This is a genomic window from Cytobacillus oceanisediminis (genome assembly GCF_022811925.1).
In the GTDB taxonomy this organism is placed as follows: Bacteria; Bacillota; Bacilli; order Bacillales; family Cytobacillaceae; genus Cytobacillus; species Cytobacillus oceanisediminis_D.
Genome location: NZ_CP065511.1, coordinates 4,741,706 through 4,762,122 on the forward strand (window position 1 = coordinate 4,741,706; position 20,417 = coordinate 4,762,122).

Below are 20,417 nucleotides of genomic sequence, written 5' to 3' on the forward strand. Positions count from 1 at the left end.
TGAGATGGATATATACTCCATGATGCTTACAGTATTTTTAGTATTAAATATTATCCTGGCTGTATTTGTTATCTTTCTGGAGCGAAGGGATGCAGGCGCCACATGGGCATGGCTCATGGTTTTGTTTTTTATTCCTCTTCTTGGTTTTTTCATGTACCTCTTCTTTGGGCAGAATTTAACCAGAAGAAAGATGTTCCAATGGGAAGACCGCAAAAAGATTGGAATTGATGAACTGCTGAACAATCAAATCAGAGGAATCAAGGAAAAGGATTTCCATTTTCGAAATGACATAATTAAAAACTCCAAAGACCTTATATATATGCATCTTGTCAACAATGATGCGGTATTGACACAGGACAACGAGGTCAGGATTTTTACGGATGGGAAAGAGAAGTTCAATTCGCTTGTGGAGGATATCAAAAATGCAGCCGATCACATCCATCTGCAATATTATATCTTCAAGAGAGATAATCTGGGGAAAAGCTTAATCAATCTTTTGACGGAAAAGGCAAGGGAAGGCGTAAAAGTAAGGCTTCTCTATGATGAACTGGGCTCAAGAAGCCTGCATAAAAGGGCGTTTAAAGAGCTGATTGCGGCAGGAGGAGAAATTGAGGCCTTTTTCCCTTCCCGGCTGCACTTTATCAACTTGAGAATTAATTACCGGAACCATCGTAAAATTGCCATTATTGACGGCCAAATTGGATATGTTGGCGGGTTTAATGTCGGGGATGAATATCTCGGGCTAAATCCAAAGTTTGGGTATTGGCGTGATACTCATTTAAGAATTAGAGGGAGTGCTGTCCATTCCCTGCAGACTCGCTTTATCCTTGACTGGAACCAGGCTTCGCACCGCCATGATATTTACTATGCCCCTGAGTATTTTCCGCTGGCCGAGTCTCGCGATAGCGTAGGGATGCAAATTGTTACCAGCGGTCCTGATTCGGAATGGGAACAGATTAAAAATGGGTATATAAAAATGATTTCATCGGCCCGTAAATCTATTTATATCCAGACCCCATATTTCATTCCGGACGCAAGTCTTTTGGATGCATTGAAAATAGCCGCATTATCAGGTGTGGAAGTGAACATTATGGTACCGAACAAGCCTGACCATATGTTTGTTTATTGGGCAACCTACTCCTATATAGGGGAAATGTTAAAAGCTAATGCGAACATCTTTATTTACGAGAATGGCTTCATCCATGCAAAAACCTTGATTGTTGACGAGAAAGTTTCTTCGGTTGGAACCGCGAATATAGATGTAAGAAGCTTCAGGCTGAATTTTGAGGTAAATGCCTTTATATATGATGAGGACGTTTCGAAAGAACTGACTGAGAGCTTTCAGGAAGATATCCAGCTATCAACTAACCTGACTGCAGAAGATTACAGAAATAGGGCCTTAAAAATCAAATTGAAAGAATCCGTCTCAAGACTCTTATCGCCAATATTATAAGAAAAGCGCAAGCGCCTTGCCCACCCCCGAACCTCGAGGGGGTAGACGCTGAAGCTAGACAGTTTTCGACGTTCAAAATTTTATACTTATCTTATAATAAAACGGGCTGACTAGTCTGAAGAGACCTAGCTAAATGAGACAAAGGAAAAAACACCCCTTAAGTCGTAATTATAATTATGACTTGCAGGAGGTGTTTTTCTTATGGAGAGAAAAAAGAATTTCTACTCTTATGAGACAAAAATGAAAGCTATTGAGATGAAAAATGTCGGGCCGATATTTCAATCGTGAAATTATGGAGGAATTGGGGATTGTTAATGACTCTCAGATAAGGATTTGGCTGATGTGGTATAGAAAAGGAGAGATGTATCGTTTTGCACAGCCTTCTGGTAAGCAATATAGCTATGGAAAAGGACCTGAGGGGCTGACTGAGATTGAGCAGCTGAAAAGAGAAAACCAGCATTTACAGATTCAATTAGAGATATTAAAAAAGTACAAGGAGATCGAAAGGAGTTGGTACCAGAGGTTGTCTTAGATCTTGTAGAAGTCTTAAAAGAAAAATACTCCATTTCTCTTATTTGTGAGGCTATAGGGGTTCCACGATCCACTTATTATCGATGGAAAAAAAGAGGACCTCGCAAACCTAATGAATTAGAACGGCAAATCTTAGAGATTTGTGTAAAACATAAGTTTCGAATAGGACATCGAACCGTAAAGGCATGGCTTAAAAGAGATTATAAGGTGGAAGTCAATCGAAATACTGTTCAAAAGGTAATGCAAAAATATACCTTTTTCTTTTGCTAGCGTTTGAAATGCTTTAGACGTGTATTGTGCACCTTGATCACTATGTCTCCAATGTCGAGTAAAACCCAAAAAGAAGGTAAAATTCTCAGGAGAAAGCCATATTGTTGTCCCTAATCGTTTGGAGCGTAATTTTAAAGCATCTAAACCAAATGAAAAATGGGTTACAGATATAACATATCTTCCATTCGGACAATCCATGATGTACCTTTCAAGCATTATGGACCTTTATAATAATGAGATAATTGCTTATCGAATAAGTTTGATCCAGGACGTTACACTTGTATTGGATACTCTAAAAGACGCTGTTCAGAATCGGAACGTTGAAAATGTAATGTATTATCACAAGCATGTCTCGGAAAGGCAATTGCTTGGATAACGCCGTCATTGAATCCTTCCACTCTACCTTAAAGTCAGAAGAATCTACTCTCAGCCACGAGAGTATCTTACAAATCTTATTGTAGTGGAAAAAGTAAAAAATTTCATCCATTATTACAATCAAATACGACTCCAGGCAAAATTAAACTACCTGTCTCCTATTGAATATAGGGAACAGGTAGCATAGGTGTTTTTTTCTGGTGTCTCAAATTGATAGGTCAGTTCAAGTCAGCCCGTTTTCTTTATGCAAAAACCTGTTTCAAGCCATCCTTCGATTGTTCCAGCCAGAATCTCATAAGACGTTTTGCGCCTTCAAGGTCATGAAGCTTTGCCTGTCCGCATTGCTTCTCATTTGCAGCAGGAATCTCGGTTATTTCAACCGCATCTTGCATTGTAGCTTCAAGCAGATCGATTATTTCTTCAATTGCCGGCTCTCCGCTAACGACTAAATAATAGCCTGTCTGGCAGCCCATTGGGGAAATATCAATAATATCAAAATGATCATATTTCTCTGCATGTGTACGGATATTAAACGCAAGCAGATGCTCAAGTGTGTGAATGACATCCGGCTTCATCGCCTGCTTATTTGGCTGACAGAAACGGATATCAAACTTGTTAACTAATCCGTCACTTCCCACTTTATGCACACCGCAGTGCCTCACGTATGGAGCTTTAACAGCATTGTGGTCCAATTCGAAACTTTCTACTGAAGGCATTCAAAACACTCCCCTAAAGTTTTCCTTTTATTATAACGTAATATCCGACTAAATTCATCAAATTAATATGAAAATTATGACGTTTTCACGATTATATGTTATTTTAAAAGAAAATATGTTTTAACCAGGAAAGGTAATGTCATGTTTAAAAAAATATTGATTTCGATATTTCGTTTCTATCAAATTGTGATTTCCCCGCTGAAGCCTCCAACATGCCGGTTTTATCCGACATGTTCCCATTACGGGCTGGAGTCTGTTAAGCGATTCGGCACCTTAAAGGGCGGATGGCTGACTATAAAAAGGATCCTTAAATGTCATCCCTTTCATCCAGGGGGTGTTGACCTGGTTCCGGAGGAATGGCCCAAAAAGAAAAAGAATTAACCCTCGTATCCGTCCACTACCAGGTCAAGCTTGCCTGTGCCAGGATGAATAACAAGCCCATGCACAGGCACATCTGCCGGCATCAATGGATGCTTTTTCACCATATGTACGCTATGGGACACACTATCCTCCACGTTTTCAAAACCCTTCAGCCAGTCTTCTGCAGCGATTCCTGAGTATGTCACCGTGTCTAATGCATCCTCCGTAATGCCTCTCTCCTTCATGCTGCTGACAACCGTATCTGCTTTCATTCCGCTCATGCCGCAGTCATGATGGCCAATAACAAACACTTCTTTTGCCTGAAGCTGGTAAACAGCTACTAAAATGCTTCTCATAATACTTCCAAACGGATGCGTTACTAAAGCTCCTGCATTTTTGATAATTTTCACATCACCGTTTCTAACATTGAGCGCTTTAGGCAGAAGCTCCACTAAACGTGTGTCCATGCAAGTCAAGATAACCATTTTCTTATTAGGGAATTTCGTTGTTTCAAATTCTTCATACTTTTTCTCTTCAACAAACTGCTGGTTATGGTTTAAGATTTCTTCTAAAAGTTTCAATTGTTCCACTCCCTGTCTTTTATGCATTCCTTTGCTTTGAGCAGACATAAATGCTGCAATACTTGACTAAAAGATGTCAATACTAATGATGACCTTTAACAGGCATCTATATTTATGATACATAAAGCTTGAGCTTCAAACAAATTTTTATCCTTGCTTTTTAGCTGGATATTTTGTAAGATAACTAAGTGAAATCGTAATGATTACGTATTATTAATCACTTGGACGCTGACTGCGGCAATTAACTGCCCTAATAAACATTATCTAACATATAGTCCGTGCTTTAAATCGTAATAACTACGTTTTATAAAAGGAGGAGAAAAAATGACAAAGAAATTTTTAGTATTTATTCTAGGCCTAATTCTTGTTCTATCAGGCTGCTCAGATGAAAAAACAGAGGAAAACAGCAGCAATAAAACTACAGTTTATACAACGGTATATCCGCTTCAATACTTTACTGAACGGATCGGAGGGGATGCGTTAGAAGTTGAAACCATCTATCCTCCCGGATCGGATGAACACACTTTTGAACCATCACAAAAAGATATGATGAAGCTGGCTGATTCAGATCTTTTTATTTTTATAGGACTCGGCCTTGAAGGCTTTGTGGAAAAAGCAAAAGAAACATTGAAAAATGAGAAAGTTAAAATGGTCGCAGCAGGAGAAAATATAGAGTTTGTTCACTCAGATGAAAATCATGATCCTGCACATGAAGAAGAAGGACACTCTGAAGAGGCAGAGCACGAAGAAGAACATGCAGATGAACACGGAGCTGAATCTGAAGAAGGCCATGATCATGAAGGAGAATCCGAAGAAGGCCATGATCATAACCATGGAGATATCGACCCCCATGTTTGGCTGGATCCTTTATACTCCAAAGAATTGGCTGAATCAATTAAAGATGCTTTAGTGGAACAGATGCCTGAGCAGAAGGAGCAGTTTGAACAGAATTATCTGGAGCTTGCCCAGGAGCTTGATAATCTCCACAATAACTTTGAGCAGACAGTTCAAAATGCTGGGCATAAGGAATTCATTGTTTCACACGCAGCATATGGTTATTGGGAAGAACGATATGGTTTGGATCAAATCAGTGTATCCGGTTTAAATTCTTCCAGCGAGCCTACTCAGAAAGAACTGCAGAAAATCATCGCGGAAGCCAAAGAACATGATTTGAAATATGTCTTTTTTGAACAGAATGTCAGCTCAAAACTGACTGAAATTCTGCAAAAAGAAATCGGCGCAGAGCCGTTAATGCTTCATAATTTATCGGTCCTGACGGAAGAAAATATAACAGAAAATCAAACATATTTTACACTTATGGAAGATAATCTGGCTTCATTGAAAAAAGCGCTAAATGAATAAGTTCTCACTAACCTCCCACATAGGGAGGTTTTTTCGTTTCTTAATATAGCTAATTCAGGAAAAATTTACATAGTTGTCTGTTTTTTGAACAAACTATTTCCATTGAAGAAACTGAAGGGATGAAAATGCAATGAGTGATTTATTGATTGCGAGGTCTTTATTTGGGACTACAATGGGCTTTCATATTATTTTTGCAACGATTGGAGTTGGCTTGCCGCTGATGATGCTGACAGCGGAACTTCTTTACCAGAAAACGAAAGATCATGATTACGTCATTATGGCCAAAAGGTGGACCAAGGCATTTGCAGTGCTTCTTGGAGTAGGAATTCCGACTGGAACCATAGCAGGGACGCAGCTTTCCCTACTCTGGCCTGGTTTTATGGAGGTTATCGGCAAGGTGATGGCATTGCCATTCCAGATTGAAATTTACGCTTTCTTTATTGAAGCTTTATTTATGTCAATTTATGTGTATGCTGCCGAAAGAATTCCTCCATGGATGCGTATATCAAGCCTTGTGCTGGTTGCTCTTGGCGCTTTCGCCTCTGCTGTTCTGATAACCAATGTTCACGCATTTGAAGGAACCCCGCAGGGCTTCAGGATTGTCGATGGGGAAATTGTCGATGTGGATCCATGGGCTGCATTTTTTAACCCAAGCTTTATCGTTACAGCTGGCCATGTGGCACTATCAGCTTATACAACAGGTGCATTTGTTGTAGCATCAGTTGCTGCTTTCAAAATGCTGAGAACTCCATTTGGAACACGAGTATATAACTTTCATAAAAAAGCACTTATGCTGAGCCTGATTGTCGGCGGAATTTTTTCATTTCTAACAGCTTTAAACGGCCATGAATCGGCTCAATATCTGCATGAGTATCAGCCCGAAAAACTCGCAGCAGCAGAGGGGCTGTTTGAAACACAATCCTATGCTCCCCTTTCAATTGGCGGATTTACAGACCGTGAAACACAGAGGGTTAAGTGGGGAATCGAAATTCCATGGGCACTAAGCTTTTTGGCGGGCAACAGCTTTGACACCGTTGTAGTGGGTCTGAATGATTTTTCGGAAGAAGAATGGCCTCCGCTTTTTGTTCATACTCTCTTTAATGCGATGGTCGGAATAGGCTCATTGCTCATATTATTATCACTAATTGCATTCGTATGGAATAAATTCCTGAAAAGAGATCATTTTCCGCGGTTCCTCATGTGGGCATTTGTTGCCTCTGGCCCGCTTGCAGTTCTTGGAATAGAATTCGGCTGGGTGTTTGCCTGTACCGGCCGTCAGCCTTGGACCATCTACAGGGTGCTGTCCACCGCTGATTCTGTTACGACAGCTGAAAATCTGGGGATATTATTTATCCTTTTTGCCCTGGTGTATATAGTGCTTGGAGTAGCAGTTGTGTTTGTTATGCTATATTACTTCAAAAAGAATACCGTCATAGATGATATAAGTAGAGCCGAACAGAAAAACGTTCCTCTATACGGATCAAATACATGAAGGAGTGAATCTCATGGCGGAAGAATTACTGGCCATCACGGTGTTATGGGGATTCGTCTTCATATATGCAGTTATGGCGACAATGGATTTTGGCGCAGGTTTCTGGTCCATGATTTACTTCAATCGGCCTAAAATAAAGGCGACAAATGTAGCCAACCGCTATTTGTCGCCTACCTGGGAAGTGACAAACACCTTTATCGTCGCAATTGTAGTGGCAGTTTATAGCCTATTTCCGACTGCAGCCTATACACTGGGAACTGTACTTCTAATACCAGGCAGCATCATATTGCTATTACTGGCGATCCGAAGTGCATTCCTCGTGTTTTCCAACATTGCGGAAGAATACAGGAAGCCGCTCACCTATATTTCTGGCCTATCCGGAATCCTTATCCCCGGATTGCTGATTAGCGTTTTGCCTATCACCCATGGAGATTATGTTGAATTTAATGATGGCAGGCAATCTCTGGACCTTGCGCATCTTTTTACAAGCCCGAATGAATATGCTTTTATTGGTTTTGCAATCAGCAGCACATTGTTTTTGTCTTCCCTTCTCCTCGCCGACTACTCAAAAGCCTCGGAAGAGATGGAAGCTTACTCAGTATACCGCAGGGATGCAATCATTCTTGGACCAGTTTCAATCATAATGGCATTTCTTATCATGTTTACTTTAAAAAGGGAAGCATTTTGGATTTATGAAAAGATGATAGATGATTTGCCTTTGCTTTTGCTGTCTCTTGGATTGTTTCTGATAGGAGGGCTTGCACTGTTCCTCCCATCCGTAAACAAAAAAGGAGTTAGGGGTATTCCCAGATTGGCGGTTATTGCCATAACCCTCCAATACCTTGCTGCCAGCTATGTATATGGAAAAGCCCATCTTCCCTATATCGTATACCCTGAAGTGACTATTGCTTCTGCATTTACAGATCCGAGCTCATTCCGGGCCATATTTGCCACCTATATTGCAGGATTCCTTATCCTTTTCCCCGGGTTCATATACTTTTGGAGCCTTTTTATGAACGACAAACGATATCTGCGGCAAAAACAAACCAAAGACCCTGCATGATATTCCTGCAAATGCCATGACTGAACAAAAAAGCACTGCAGAAAATAAAAAAGTGACATGCTCCGGAAATTTGTCAATTTCATGTGGTCACAATTTTCTGATAAGGGGTGTTTGAAAATGGCAAAAGACGTTTTATGTGAAGTTAATAACTGCACTTTCTGGAAAAATGGGAACCGATGCAGTGCAGACCAAATATACGTAGTCAGCCATACTGGCGAAACTGCAGACAACAGCAAAGAAACAGACTGTAAAACATTCGAGCCTCATGACCTTTAATGGGTGACATCACCTTCCGGGTGCTATCGGATTGCTGGTCTTACATTTCATTCGCTGATTAGGCGAGATTCTGCAAAAGCGGTGCATTTTATGCATCGCTTTTGTGTTTTTAATAAAAATAAGTTTATTAAGATTTTTACCGGGAATGTATAGAGTAACAACAACTTATAGGAGTGATACATATGTTATCAACCATCATTTTGCTTGGAGCTGCTTTTGCCGCTGCTGCTGGATTAAGCTCCTTTGCCATTAAAGAGGATTCATTTATTAAAGACGAAATTACACAATAATTTATAAATAAAGGGCGCTGATAATGCGTCTATTTTTTTTGAAATATAACTAAAACCGCAATTCTGCTAATAGCAGAACTGCGGTTTTTTCCTTATAAAGCAATGATTTCTTTTGAGGTGGAAACTTCATTCAGCCTTTTTTCATTAATTTCATAACCGATCCCCGGCTTATCAGGAACTTTTATCATCCCGTTTTCCACGGTGACTTCTGGCAGAATGATGTCTTCTTCCCAATACCTGCCCGATGCTGAAATATCACCAGGAATGGTAAAGCCCTCCATGGAGGCAAGAGCAATATTATGTGCACGGGAGATACCGAACTCCAGCATGCCTCCACACCAGACCTGGATCCCTTTATCCAGGCAATAATCATGAATCTTCTTTGCTGTCCCCAGACCTCCAACCCGGCCAATCTTAATATTGATTACTTTACAGCTTGCCAGCTCGACCGCTCTCCTGGCATCATTAAAGGTGACAATACTTTCGTCCAGGCAAATCGGTGTTTTCAGTTGTTTCTGAAGCTTTGCATGATCAACAATATCATCATATTCCAGCGGCTGTTCAATCATCAGCAGCCCGAAATCATCAAGCCTTTTTAAATGTTCAATATCGTCTAATGAGTAAGCTGAATTAGCATCTGCCATGATTGGCAGATCGGGGTAAAAGCGGCGGATCTCTGAAATAAATTCATAATCATTCGCGGGGCTGATTTTTACTTTGATCCTTTGATAACCGCTCTCCAAATAGTATTCAATTTGCCTTCTTACTTCTTCCTTTGTTTTAGCGCCAACAACCACGCCGGATGGAATCAATTCCCGCTTGCCGCCTATATATTTCGATAAAGAAATATCTTCTTTTTTGGCTGCCAAGTCCCATAAAGCCGTCTCAAGCGCTGCTTTCGCCATTTGATTCCTTCTGAAGGCGTCAAAAACCCGGCCTGCTTCTGAAGGATGCTTTATATCCGCATTACGCATTATTGGGATAAGGAATTCTTTAAGCATATGATAGCTTGTTTCAACCGTTTCCTCCGTATACCAGGGTGAAGAAAAAGCGACTCCTTCCCCGTAGCCTTTCCGTCCTTCTTGATCGATTACCTCAACAATGATTCCCTCTCTGTCATTCACTGTCCCTAAATGAGTGGAAAAGGGCGTTTTCAAAGGCATCGTGATTTTATATAAAGTAATTGTCTTTATTTCCATGCTAATTCCCGCTTTCCTCAAGCAGTTCCCGAAGCTTTCTTCTTAAAATCTTTTTAGAAGCGTTCCTTGGAATTTCATTAATAATGATAAGTTTTTTAGGTGCTTTATACTTTGCCAGCTTCTCTAAGCAGTACAGCATCACTTCTTTTTCATCCAGATTCTCGTCTCCGGCAATAAAAGCGACAGGCACTTCACCCCAAACGTCGTCCTTCATGCCAATAACCCCTGCATCCGATATTTGGGAGTGTGAAACAAGTACACCCTCGACTTCAGCTGGATAGATATTTTCTCCGCCTGAAATGATTAAATCTGACCGCCGATCAAGTACATATAAAAATCCTTCCTTATCCACATATCCAATATCTCCAGTTGAAAGCCAGCCACCCTTTAGTTTTTCTGCTGTTTCCTCTTTTCGGTTTAAATACCCTTTTGTCACATTTGGACCTTTTACAAGAATTTCGCCCGCTTCTCCGGGGTTAGCATGCTTCCCATTTGGAGCATCAACTTTCAGCTGGGAAGGAAATAAAGGCTTACCGGCCGAACCCAATTTGCTGAAACTGTATTCCGGAGCCAGTGTAACAATCTGGGACGAAGTTTCTGTCATTCCGTAAGTCTGGTAAACAGGAATTCCCTTCTCTCTGCAATCTTCAAGAAGAGATTTTGCTGCTGGCCCTCCCCCTAATAACATACATCTAAAATACTCCGGCAGCTTTTCACCTTTAAGTGCATCTGCTATCCTGGTCAGCATCGTACTTACAACAGACATGATGGTCACTTTTTCGATGGAAATGGCCTCAATAGCTTTCTCTTCATTGAAAGATTCAAAAAGAACCATTTTCATGCCGTAGATAATGCTTCGCATTAAAATGGAATAGCCGCTAATATGAAAAATCGGGACTGCACACAGCCAGCTGTCGTTTTCATTCAACCCTAAATTCAATGCAGACCCCACAGCACTCCACCAATGATTTCCGTAGGTTTGCAGTACACCTTTCGGATTGCCGGTTGTACCGGATGTATACATGACGGTACAAACCTCATCAAGACTTATTTCTTCTACTAATGACGGCTCATCAGGATCTTTCCTGAATAGATCTTCTTTATGGATTGCCGAAATTTCTCCTAAAGAGTTTACAACCCTTTGGCTTACTTCATTAAAAGTATTCTCAGTTAAAAGGAAAGCGGACTTCGAATCATTCATTTGCCAAATCAATTCCTCAGCAGTCAGCCTGTTATTTAATATGACGGCCTTTACATCGATTAGCTGCAGGGCCAACAGAATAAAAACAGTGTCTTCATGATTTCGGAGAAGGACACCTGCAAACTGTCCTCTCATGCATCCAGCTGCCTGCAACTGCCCTGCTATCGTGTATGCACGCTCATATATTTCAGAAAATGTATAGGTTTTCCCCAAAAAGGAAAGGGCAGGGCGATCGGGGGTTAAAAAAGTCCGCTTTTGAAGAAAATTCGGCACTATTTGCACTTCCATCATATACTCCTCATTTCATGCGATTTTTCATATAAAAACAGCCTGATGGCAAGCCATCAAGCTGAAAAAATTAATATTCAATCAAGGGAAACGCGGGAATTGGCCGAAGTCAGGCTTGCGCTTTTCTTTAAATGCGTCACGGCCTTCTTTCGCTTCATCCGTTGTATAGTATAGAAGTGTTGCATCTCCGGCGAATTGCTGGATTCCTGCAAGCCCATCAGTATCGGCATTGAAGGCAGCCTTCAAGAAGCGGATAGCCGTCGGGCTCTTCTCAAGTATTTCTTCACACCACTTAATTGTTTCTTCTTCCACTTTCTCAAGCGGCACCACCGTATTGACAAGCCCCATATCCAAAGCTTCCTGAGCGCCGTACTGGCGGCACAGATACCAAATTTCGCGTGCTTTCTTATGGCCGACGATTCTTGCAAGATATCCTGAACCATAACCAGCATCGAAGCTTCCTACTTTAGGTCCTGTTTGTCCGAATACAGCGTTATCTGCTGCAATCGTTAAGTCACATACGATATGAAGGACATGTCCTCCACCAATTGCATAGCCTTTTACCATTGCAATAACCGGCTTAGGAATGACACGGATTAGGCGCTGCAGATCCAGTACATTTAAACGAGGGATCTGGTCATCGCCTACATATCCGCCATGTCCTCTGACAGATTGGTCCCCGCCTGAACAAAATGCTTTGTCTCCAGCACCCGTCAGGACAATAACACCTACATTTTCATCATCACGTGCGTACGCAAATGCATCAATTAATTCCATTACCGTTCTTGGAGTAAAGGCATTATGGACTTGCGGTCTGTTAATCGTAATTTTCGCAATTCCATTGTATGTTTCATACATGATTTCTTCGTACTGTTTTCCTGCAACCCATTCAACAGCTGACATACATAAATCCTCCTTAATATGTATTAAAAAGCGTTAATTGCCGCACAGCTTTTGCGCAAGCATTGACATCATTCTTCAATCTTTGCTGCTTTTGTATTAATCTCCCCTGTTTGCGACAAAAACCCACTTACTATTGTACCAAATAATTCAGGTTTCTCCACATGAATTGCATGTCCTGCATCTTCAATTGACTTCCACTGGACATTTGGCAAAATTTTCGACATCTCTTCTGCAATTCTGCAGAATTTTTGATCCAGTTCTCCGGTAATTAGAAAGACTGGCATTTCGAGCTGAACAAGCTCGTCCCACCAGGATGGCTGCGAGCCAGTTCCCATGCCATTCAGGCTGTTTGCCAGACCATCAATAGAATTGGCCAAACGCTGGCTTCTTATTCTTGTGCGAATTTTTTCTGGAAGGCTTTTTTGACTTTGGAATAAAGGGATGTCCTCCCAATAGTCAATAAAATTATTAATGCCTTCCTGCCGGATTCTTTTAGACAATTTTGTATCCTGAATCCTTCTGTCATGCCGCTCCTTTTCCGTCCTAAGCCCAGGAGAAGCACTTTCCAAAATCAACATGCGGACCTTTTCAGGATATTTAACCGCAAAAGTTAGCGCAAGGCGCCCTCCCATAGAATATCCAAGAACATCGATCTTCCCGATTCCCATCTTTTCTAATAGACTGTTAATCACTGCGGCCGACTCTTCTATTTGATAATGGCCAATATCAGGTGGTGATCCAGACTCTCCATGGCCGATGATGTCCAAAGCTATTGTCTTCGAATGATCCTTCCAGAAGGGAGCGAACTCTTTCCAACCTTCACTATTTCCTGTGAAGCCATGTAGAAGCAGAAGCGGAAATCCCGCCCCCCATGTATCGACATGATATCGAACTCCATTAATGACATATTTCATCGGCATTCACCCTTCCAGCAATCGACTTATTTCCCGGGAAACAGATTCCCACAATTCTCGATGCTCGGTTAAATTTCTGTCCCGATTTGTCGTAATTTCCATTACCTTTATGCCTGATCTGTCCATGTTCTGTTTGAAGACGGAAATAAAATGCTCCCAATCTTTGATTAAATCATATTGGCCGCCAAACATCTTAATGGCATGGCTGAAATCCAGATCAAGCGGTGTTCCAAACAGTTTTTCAAAGTTCCGGGGGTGATTGGCCTGCGGAAGGAATGAGAAGATTCCGCCTCCATTATTATTAATCAGCAATATATTGATATCAATCTCATACTGTTTAGAGGCAATTAAGCCATTTAAGTCATGGAAAAAGGTTAAATCACCAAGCACTAGATAAAGCGGCTGTGAGGCCATCCCAGCACCAAGAGCAGTTGAAACGGTGCCATCAATGCCATTTGCTCCCCTGTTGGCCATTACTCTAATGCCCTTTTGATTATAGTGGAAGAATGTATCCAGGTCCCGTATAGGCATACTATTTCCTACAAATAGGGTTGAGCCTTCCGGCAGCAATTCCGCCAGCTGGAAAAATAATTTCCCCTCGCTCAGTTCGTCCACTGCATTAATATCCGCAAGCCTTGATCTGGTAAGATCATTGATTTTCTTCCATAGAGCAATGAATTCATCATTCTCGGGAGTGTTTAAATATGGGTAGACAGACTCGCAGAATAGCAGCTCATCGCAATGAATCATTTCGGTCGAGAGCAGTGCAGGATCCCGCCATCCGCCGCCTCCATCAACAATAATTTGGCGGGCAGTGCTATTTTCTTTCATAAAAATGGTCAATGGCTTCGATACAGGCATTGCCCCGAAGCGTATAATGACATCCGGCTTGAGTTCCTTTTTCGCATCCTCAGTTTTCAAAAAGCTATCATATGCATCAATAATGCAGCTTCCTTCGTGAAGCCCGCTTCTTAGCTGGGATAATGGATCGGCAATGATCGGATATTTCAGCTTTTCCGCCAGCTTAATCACGGCTGCAGGGAAGTCAGATTTCTCCAAAGGACCGCAGACAATAATCCCTTTTTGTGCAGAGTTTAATATCTGTGCCATTTCCTTGTACTGTTCGTTATGCAACCCAAACTGGCCACCCTGAATATTTACATAACCTTCGGTGCGCTCATGAAGCTCAAATAAATCAGCACGATCGAGCTGTGGAACCAGCGGCTCACGGAAAGGAAAGTTAAGATGAACAGGTCCTGCCGGCGAGCCCTGGGCAGCAGAGGCTGCTCTTGCACATACTGTGCGGGCATAACGAAGCATTTCTGCTGTATTCTCAGGAGGAGCCATCTCAACAAACCACTTTGCATTTTTACCATATAAATGGATCTGATCGATCGCCTGTGGAGCACCCACATCTCTTAGTTCATGAGGCCGGTCCGCAGTAAGTACAATTAGCGGCACTCTGGAATACCGGGCTTCCACAATGGCAGGATAGTAATTGGCTGCAGCCGTTCCAGATGTACACAGCAAAGCTGCTGGTTTTTGGGATGCCTTAGCAATCCCCAACGCAAAAAAGGCAGCCGAGCGCTCGTCCACATGGATATGTACACGAAGCTCCGGATGCTCTGCCATTACCATAGCCATTGGGGTAGAACGGGAGCCGGGACTGACCACGACATCCTCTATCCCGTTTTTTACTAATTCAGCCACAAATGCGGCTATATATGAAGTTAAAGCTTCCTGATGATTCACTTTTCATAACCCCCAAGAGCCGTAAGCATTGGCCGGAATTTAATCTTTGTTTCCTGGTACTCGCTTTCGGCATTTGAATCCTGCACCACTCCGCAGCCTGCAAATAAGGATGCTTCATTTCCCTGAATAAGTCCAGATCTGATTGCAACAGCATATTCGCCATTTCCTCTGAAGTCCATCCATCCTAATGGAGCAGCATAAAAGCCCCGATCCAGTTCTTCTGCTTCTCTTATTTTTTCCACTGCTTCTTTTTTAGGCAGACCCCCAAGAGCAGGAGTCGGATGCAGACGGTCAACTAAAGCAAGAAGGGAAGCATCTCCCTTGGTTTTTCCTATTACAGGAGTATACAAGTGCTGAATATCTCTCATCTTCATCAGCTGCGGCTCATCCGGCAGTTCAACTTCTGAGCAGGATTCCTCCATTGCTTCTTTAATCATATCAACCACATATTGATGTTCGGTTAAATTTTTCTGATCATGCAATAAAGCATCGCCAAGGATATGATCATCTTCTTCCGTTTTGCCTCTTGGGATGGAACCTGCCAGACAAGTTGTAAAAACATTTTCTCCATATTTCTTTATAAGCCGTTCAGGTGAGGCTCCAATAAAGCAGTCACCGTTCGATTCAAAAGCAAAGATAAAGCTTTCTCTCTGCATGTGCATCAGATTCCAGAGAACTCTTTCAATCTCAATCGGCTTATCATAAATGAGCCTGGATTCCCGGGCAAGCACAACCTTTTTTAAAGATCCGGATTTAAGTTCATCTACAACCGCATCTACCGTCTCCATCCATTTTTCCGGATTGATATCCGCTTCCTTCTGAAGAGTGTTTGCACTCTCAGGATGATAATCTTTGATTGAAGCCATTAGCATGCCTCGTTCGGCCACTATCTTTTCAAAAAGAGAATCACCATCATGCTGAGTGCAGACAACATTTGTTGTCAAATACGCCTGTCCATTCATTTCACTGTACATATAAGTCGGCACATGAAAAAGGGAATCGGAATACTTCGACCAAAGCTTTGTTTTCTTCTTTAGCGGATCGAAAGAAAAGCCGCCAAACATCACGGGCCCTGTAGCATTTTTATCATAAGGGTTAAAAATAATGCTGTTATTAATAAAACGCTTCCATTCCTTTTCAACACGATTAAATCTGCCTGTACTTTGATCTGACTGGATTTGCTTGCAAATCCCAAGCCCGATTATATAAGTTTCACCAGAAGGATCCTTCCAGAAAAAGCGTTCACCAAAAAAACGGCTCTTTCCTGCCGCATAAAAAGAAAGGGGGTCTATATGATTTATTTTTTGAACTTCGCTCACTAAAACAGGCTTTGACAAGGCTTTTGCCCTCTCAATCGCCTCTTGGATCCCTTCTTTTAGTTCCGTATCTTGTATCGTAACCAAAAAAATCCCTCCAATAACAGCTTAGATTGCCGTTATCCTACTTTAAACTTATTCTAAGATACACCTGTGATTCAGGGAATGTCAATGATGTCAATCACGCCATTCCTTTTTGCATCCATATTATATTATAGCTTACTTTAGGCATCTATAATATGAATTGAACTCAATTCAGCAAATAGCGCTGTTAATTCCGGAATGTGCTGCTTTAAAGTTTCCTTAACTATGGAAAATACCGGTTCTATTTACGGCAATAATACGTTGACACTCTTTCATTATTTACCTAAACTTAAGGTGTTTGGATATAGCCGTATAGCGGTTTACTTTGACAATACCCTGGTAATCGGTTAAAATAAACAAGTTTGAATGATGCAATGAATGATATCATTACAGAATAGATAAATAAGGGGAGAGTTATCATGCAACCACAAGCACAGACCAATTTTCCGCCTGCTTCCAACTCAAAGAACTGGAGGGTCTGGTGGCAGCTGACCAGGCCACATACTCTTACTGCTGCCTTTGTGCCGGTTCTGCTTGGAACAGCTCTTGCAATGGAACTTACTGAAATAAATTTTGGCCTGTTTTTTGCCATGCTGGCAGCAAGCTTGCTGATTCAGGCTGCCACTAATATGTTTAACGAATACTACGACTTCAAAAGAGGGCTTGATACGGAAGACTCTGTCGGAATTGGCGGAGCTATTGTCCGGGAAGGAATCAAACCAAAAACGGTTCTGAACCTGGCTTTTGGCCTTTATGGGATTTCGATATTGCTTGGATTCTATATTTGCATGAACACAAGCTGGTGGATTGCAGCAATTGGACTGGCCTCCATGGCTGTTGGATATTTATATACTGGCGGTCCGCTTCCGATTGCCTACACACCATTTGGTGAATTATTTGCAGGTTTTTTCATGGGCATGCTGATCATCCTAATTTCTTTCTATATACAGGCAGGAACCGTAACAGCAACAAGCGTTCTGGTTTCCTTCCCTATATTGATTCTTGTTGGCGCCATCCTGCTGGCCAATAATATCAGAGACCTGGACGGCGACAAGGAATTCGGCCGCAAAACATTGGCCATTCTATTAGGGAAAAAAGGAGCAATCAAGCTGCTTGCCGCAATGTTTATCGTTTCGTATGCATGGGTTTTCATATTAATCGCCATGAATATCATAACACCATGGCTTGCTATCGTTATCCTTAGTGCGCCTAAGGCCATCAAAGCAACAAAAGGCTTCATCGGAAAAACACTGCCTATGCAAATGATGCCTGCGATGAAAGCCACAGCCCAGACAAATACAATCTTTGGCTTTCTTTTATCAGTAGGCCTGTTTATCGGATATCTTTTATAATTTAAAGGAACCTCTGCTTTCATAGCAGGGGTTTTTTGTTTGGAAAAAAACAGCAGAAAGCACCATCTTGGTTTCATCCCATATTTAACGGGTATTTTTTACTTAAGGAAGATGCTTGACCCTAAAATTATTTCTTCCGTTATGATTTTGCCAAATACGTCCATACTAAACCCATATGGACTAAGATTCTTAATACTCGGCAGAGCAAGAGCGGCAGAGCTCGGCTTTATTATGGGCTTGTATCAGCAAGCCTTTTATAAAATTTATCAAACCCAAGGATGTGACATAATATGTTGACCAATGAACAAATCAGCCATTTAAAAAAAGAATTGAATGATGAAAAAAAATCACTGGAATCCCAGCTACAGGGCAATAAAGAAGGAAGCCTGGAAGGTGCAAGCGCCAGAGATACAGTGGGTGAGCTTTCCATGTATGATAACCATCCAGCTGATATGGGCTCTGAACTTTATGAACGTGAAAAGGATTTTGCTTTAGAAGAGCATCACGACTCTGAGTTAAATAAAGTGAATGCAGCGTTGCAGGCAATTGAAAATGGTTCATATGGCAAATGCAAGGAGTGCGGTGCTGAAATTCCATATGAGCGACTCGAAGTGATTCCAGCAACCCTTTACTGCAAGGAACACAGTCCTGAACAAAATGTGCCGGGAGACCGTCCTGTCGAAGAGGATGTACTTGAACCTGCGCACGGGAATACCTTTCAGCATCATCAATTCAGAGAAGTCGTGGATAACGAAGACAGCTTCCAGGAAGTTGCCCGTTTTGGCACTTCTGAGACACCCTCAGACTTAAGAGGGGACTATGAAGATTATAACTCCCTTTATAATGAAGGGCATGATGACGAAGGTTTCACAGAAGATTATGAGACGTTTATCGGAAATGACCTTGAAGGCAAGGGGAGAAAAGTCTATCCTTCCAAGAAACAGGAAGAGTATGAAGCGATGCTGGATGAGAATGATATCGAAGCACCTTATGGTGATGTGCCGTATCATCAGACTGACGGCTATGTGGATGAAGATAAGGATTAAAGTAAAAGCGATGCGGCTGCATCGCTTTTTTATGTCAAATGGCAAAATAAGATACCCTTATATATTTATAGTTTGGATTCGATATCCTGAATAATCTCATCAATCGTATCAGAAACATCGTTTGTGCGGCGGGCAATGGAGATGCTGAATTCCAGCAGTTCTTTATAATTTTTCACCGGAATAGAATCATTTGTTTTCTCGAATTCATTTAGTTGCAGTCCAATATTTTGAAGATGCAGCAAAACTTCTTCCATCGATCCTCTCTCGATTTGGTACATTTAACAGCTACCCCCTTTATATCTAATGATTTCATTATCAGGGTTTTTAAACCTTTTTTGAAGTGGCAATTATTGTTAATAAATTTACTTTGCAGAGTAAAACTGCTTCTCATAGGCAATATTATTTTAAGAATAACTAGCTGGGAGGTTCATTATGTCCGGACAAATAAAAGCAGCATGCTTTTCAGAATATGACAAACTTGAACAAGTAGTGGTATGTGAACCGAAGTACATGACGATTGTAGATACAATTAATGAAACACAAAAGCATTATGAAAAAGAAGGAATTAATATAGACGCAGCAATGAAACAGCACAGACATTTTGTCAGTGCATTAAAGGATCAGGGAATCAATGTGGTTTTGCTGTCCCCGCTTGAAAAATATCCAGAGCAGGTTTTTACCCGTGATATCGGATTTACACTTGGAGAAAAGGTTTATGTTGCAGAAATGGCAGCAGATATTCGGCAAGGAGAAGAAAATGTTCTGAAACAATGGCTGGAAGCAAACCAGGTTCCATTTTACAATCTTACGGGAGACCTCATAGAGGGAGGAGACGTCCTGATAGATGGCCAAACCATATATGCTGGAGTGAGCAGCCGTACCCACGAAGAAGCGATCGAGCATCTTCGCAGCCTTATGCCCGATTATGATGTCGTATCCATCCCTTTCACAGATACATATCTGCATCTTGATTGTGTATTCAATATTATTTCTCCTGAGGAAGCTCTTATCTTTCCAGGAGAGATCCACGGGGAAAAAGTTAAAATGCTGGAATCACGCTATGATTTAATAAAAGTGTCGGAAGAGGAGCAATTCACGCTCGGAACCAATGTCCTCTCTATCGGCAATAAAAAAATCTTCAGCCTTCCCATTAATAAGAATGTCAATAAAGAGCTCAGGTCCAGGGGCTATGAAGTCATTGAGGTAGACATTACTGAAATTATCAAATCCGGAGGTGCCTTCCGCTGCTGCACGATGCCGGTTAGGCGCAGTAAAGGGTAGATCTCCTGCCTCAATGAACTGGAATAATGATTATAGATTCTCTTAGAAACCGCCTTTTTGTGATTAGCTACTGTTTTCTCTTGGGCATATACAGTTTGGAAATTAACCCTCGTGGTTAACTCCCTTTTTCTCTTGAGCACCTTCTTTTTGGGCGTTATTCCCCCTGATTAACTCCCTTTTTCTCTTGAGTACTTTCATTTTTGGCGTTATTCCCCCTGATTAACTCCCATTTTCTCTTGAGCACTTTGGTTTTTGGGCATTATTCGCACTAATCAACAAAAAACAGCCTCTTCTCACTGGAAGGGCTGTTCT

At 41.5% G+C, this 20,417-nt stretch carries 18 protein-coding genes and 1 pseudogene; 10 read left to right on the forward strand and 9 right to left on the reverse strand.

Annotated features, from left to right (window positions below; genetic code table 11):
• Nucleotides 1-4: 4 nt before the first annotated feature.
• Together cls and IRB79_RS23750 are read left to right on the forward strand one after the other, a co-directional pair.
• Nucleotides 5-1,453 carry a cardiolipin synthase gene (cls, locus tag IRB79_RS23745; RefSeq protein ID WP_243505553.1) on the forward strand — a complete coding sequence of 483 codons (1,449 nt, stop codon included), beginning with the start codon at nucleotides 5-7 and terminating at the stop codon, nucleotides 1,451-1,453.
• A 201-nt stretch (nucleotides 1,454-1,654) separates the two neighbouring features.
• Nucleotides 1,655-2,816, forward strand: a pseudogene (locus IRB79_RS23750) (IS3 family transposase).
• A gap of 55 nt (nucleotides 2,817-2,871) precedes the next feature.
• Here IRB79_RS23750 and IRB79_RS23755 read toward each other — a convergent pair.
• The gene (locus IRB79_RS23755) at nucleotides 2,872-3,345 is read right to left on the reverse strand and encodes an S-ribosylhomocysteine lyase (RefSeq protein ID WP_243505555.1); all 474 of its coding nucleotides are present in this window, start codon (nucleotides 3,343-3,345) and stop codon (nucleotides 2,872-2,874) included.
• A gap of 141 nt (nucleotides 3,346-3,486) precedes the next feature.
• Here IRB79_RS23755 and yidD point away from each other — a divergent pair, with 141 nt between their 5' ends.
• Nucleotides 3,487-3,726, forward strand: a complete 240-nt coding sequence (gene yidD / locus IRB79_RS23760; protein ID WP_243505556.1) for a membrane protein insertion efficiency factor YidD — start codon at nucleotides 3,487-3,489, stop codon at nucleotides 3,724-3,726.
• Here yidD and IRB79_RS23765 read toward each other — a convergent pair.
• Complete coding sequence (locus IRB79_RS23765; RefSeq protein WP_243505557.1) at nucleotides 3,723-4,286, reverse strand: beta-class carbonic anhydrase; 564 nt, start codon at nucleotides 4,284-4,286, stop codon at nucleotides 3,723-3,725. The genes yidD and IRB79_RS23765 overlap by 4 nt on opposite strands.
• Nucleotides 4,287-4,610: 324 nt before the next feature.
• Between IRB79_RS23765 and IRB79_RS23770 the strand changes: the two genes are divergently transcribed.
• The 4 genes from IRB79_RS23770 (at nucleotide 4,611) to IRB79_RS23785 (ending at nucleotide 8,479) form a co-directional block, all read left to right on the forward strand.
• Nucleotides 4,611-5,648, forward strand: a complete 1,038-nt coding sequence (locus IRB79_RS23770; RefSeq protein ID WP_243505558.1) for a metal ABC transporter substrate-binding protein — start codon at nucleotides 4,611-4,613, stop codon at nucleotides 5,646-5,648.
• A gap of 130 nt (nucleotides 5,649-5,778) precedes the next feature.
• A complete protein-coding gene (locus IRB79_RS23775) occupies nucleotides 5,779-7,140 on the forward strand; it encodes a cytochrome ubiquinol oxidase subunit I (RefSeq protein WP_243505559.1) in 1,362 nt (453 codons plus the stop codon).
• 13 nt (nucleotides 7,141-7,153) lie between these two features.
• Nucleotides 7,154-8,203 carry a cytochrome d ubiquinol oxidase subunit II gene (locus IRB79_RS23780; protein WP_243505562.1) on the forward strand — a complete coding sequence of 350 codons (1,050 nt, stop codon included), beginning with the start codon at nucleotides 7,154-7,156 and terminating at the stop codon, nucleotides 8,201-8,203.
• 117 nt (nucleotides 8,204-8,320) lie between these two features.
• Nucleotides 8,321-8,479 (forward strand): DUF1540 domain-containing protein, encoded by a 159-nt coding sequence (locus tag IRB79_RS23785; RefSeq protein ID WP_113885567.1) that lies wholly within the window; start codon nucleotides 8,321-8,323, stop codon nucleotides 8,477-8,479.
• Nucleotides 8,480-8,861: 382 nt separating this feature from the next.
• Here IRB79_RS23785 and menC read toward each other — a convergent pair whose 3' ends face one another.
• From menC to IRB79_RS23815, 6 genes are all read right to left on the reverse strand, one after another.
• Nucleotides 8,862-9,968: an o-succinylbenzoate synthase gene (menC, locus tag IRB79_RS23790; protein ID WP_243505569.1), complete on the reverse strand. Its 1,107-nt coding sequence runs from the start codon at nucleotides 9,966-9,968 to the stop codon at nucleotides 8,862-8,864.
• A 1-nt stretch (nucleotide 9,969) separates the two neighbouring features.
• A complete protein-coding gene (locus IRB79_RS23795; protein WP_243509638.1) occupies nucleotides 9,970-11,457 on the reverse strand; it encodes an o-succinylbenzoate--CoA ligase in 1,488 nt (495 codons plus the stop codon).
• Between the two features lie 81 nt (nucleotides 11,458-11,538).
• Nucleotides 11,539-12,360 (reverse strand): 1,4-dihydroxy-2-naphthoyl-CoA synthase, encoded by an 822-nt coding sequence (gene menB, locus IRB79_RS23800; RefSeq protein WP_221878702.1) that lies wholly within the window; start codon nucleotides 12,358-12,360, stop codon nucleotides 11,539-11,541.
• Nucleotides 12,361-12,428: 68 nt separating this feature from the next.
• Nucleotides 12,429-13,274, reverse strand: a complete 846-nt coding sequence (menH, locus tag IRB79_RS23805; RefSeq protein WP_243505576.1) for a 2-succinyl-6-hydroxy-2,4-cyclohexadiene-1-carboxylate synthase — start codon at nucleotides 13,272-13,274, stop codon at nucleotides 12,429-12,431.
• A 6-nt stretch (nucleotides 13,275-13,280) separates the two neighbouring features.
• Entirely contained in the window at nucleotides 13,281-15,026 is a 1,746-nt protein-coding gene (gene menD, locus IRB79_RS23810) for a 2-succinyl-5-enolpyruvyl-6-hydroxy-3-cyclohexene-1-carboxylic-acid synthase (protein WP_243505578.1), read from the reverse strand.
• Complete coding sequence (locus IRB79_RS23815) at nucleotides 15,023-16,429, reverse strand: isochorismate synthase (RefSeq protein ID WP_243505590.1); 1,407 nt, start codon at nucleotides 16,427-16,429, stop codon at nucleotides 15,023-15,025. Before IRB79_RS23815 ends, menD begins: the two co-directional genes overlap by 4 nt.
• 416 nt (nucleotides 16,430-16,845) lie before the next feature.
• On the opposite strand from IRB79_RS23815, the gene IRB79_RS23820 reads away from it, so the two are divergent.
• Nucleotides 16,846-17,778, forward strand: a complete 933-nt coding sequence (locus tag IRB79_RS23820; RefSeq protein ID WP_243505592.1) for a 1,4-dihydroxy-2-naphthoate polyprenyltransferase — start codon at nucleotides 16,846-16,848, stop codon at nucleotides 17,776-17,778.
• Nucleotides 17,779-18,068: 290 nt separating this feature from the next.
• Nucleotides 18,069-18,824 (forward strand): TraR/DksA C4-type zinc finger protein, encoded by a 756-nt coding sequence (locus IRB79_RS23825; protein ID WP_243505605.1) that lies wholly within the window; start codon nucleotides 18,069-18,071, stop codon nucleotides 18,822-18,824.
• A 65-nt stretch (nucleotides 18,825-18,889) separates the two neighbouring features.
• Here IRB79_RS23825 and IRB79_RS23830 read toward each other — a convergent pair whose 3' ends face one another.
• A complete protein-coding gene (locus IRB79_RS23830; protein WP_035330432.1) occupies nucleotides 18,890-19,102 on the reverse strand; it encodes a hypothetical protein in 213 nt (70 codons plus the stop codon).
• Between the two features lie 154 nt (nucleotides 19,103-19,256).
• On the opposite strand from IRB79_RS23830, the gene IRB79_RS23835 reads away from it, so the two are divergent.
• Entirely contained in the window at nucleotides 19,257-20,105 is an 849-nt protein-coding gene (locus tag IRB79_RS23835; RefSeq protein ID WP_243505607.1) for a dimethylarginine dimethylaminohydrolase family protein, read from the forward strand.
• Nucleotides 20,106-20,417 lie beyond the last annotated feature (312 nt).

Excerpts from the sequence above, each read along its gene's own strand:
- IRB79_RS23780 (WP_243505562.1), top strand. The coding sequence starts at position 7,154 with ATGGCGGAAGAATTACTGGCCATCACGGTGTTATGGGGATTCGTCTTC.
- IRB79_RS23770 (WP_243505558.1), top strand. The coding sequence starts at position 4,611 with ATGACAAAGAAATTTTTAGTATTTATTCTAGGCCTAATTCTTGTTCTA.
- yidD (WP_243505556.1), top strand. The coding sequence starts at position 3,487 with ATGTTTAAAAAAATATTGATTTCGATATTTCGTTTCTATCAAATTGTG.
- menH (WP_243505576.1), bottom strand. The coding sequence starts at position 13,274 with ATGAAATATGTCATTAATGGAGTTCGATATCATGTCGATACATGGGGG.
- IRB79_RS23830 (WP_035330432.1), bottom strand. The coding sequence starts at position 19,102 with ATGTACCAAATCGAGAGAGGATCGATGGAAGAAGTTTTGCTGCATCTT.
- menB (WP_221878702.1), bottom strand. The coding sequence starts at position 12,360 with ATGTCAGCTGTTGAATGGGTTGCAGGAAAACAGTACGAAGAAATCATG.
- IRB79_RS23820 (WP_243505592.1), top strand. The coding sequence starts at position 16,846 with ATGCAACCACAAGCACAGACCAATTTTCCGCCTGCTTCCAACTCAAAG.
- IRB79_RS23795 (WP_243509638.1), bottom strand. The coding sequence starts at position 11,457 with ATGGAAGTGCAAATAGTGCCGAATTTTCTTCAAAAGCGGACTTTTTTA.
- IRB79_RS23835 (WP_243505607.1), top strand. The coding sequence starts at position 19,257 with ATGTCCGGACAAATAAAAGCAGCATGCTTTTCAGAATATGACAAACTT.
- cls (WP_243505553.1), top strand. The coding sequence starts at position 5 with ATGGATATATACTCCATGATGCTTACAGTATTTTTAGTATTAAATATT.
- IRB79_RS23785 (WP_113885567.1), top strand. The coding sequence starts at position 8,321 with ATGGCAAAAGACGTTTTATGTGAAGTTAATAACTGCACTTTCTGGAAA.
- menC (WP_243505569.1), bottom strand. The coding sequence starts at position 9,968 with ATGGAAATAAAGACAATTACTTTATATAAAATCACGATGCCTTTGAAA.
- IRB79_RS23755 (WP_243505555.1), bottom strand. The coding sequence starts at position 3,345 with ATGCCTTCAGTAGAAAGTTTCGAATTGGACCACAATGCTGTTAAAGCT.
- IRB79_RS23825 (WP_243505605.1), top strand. The coding sequence starts at position 18,069 with ATGTTGACCAATGAACAAATCAGCCATTTAAAAAAAGAATTGAATGAT.
- IRB79_RS23775 (WP_243505559.1), top strand. The coding sequence starts at position 5,779 with ATGAGTGATTTATTGATTGCGAGGTCTTTATTTGGGACTACAATGGGC.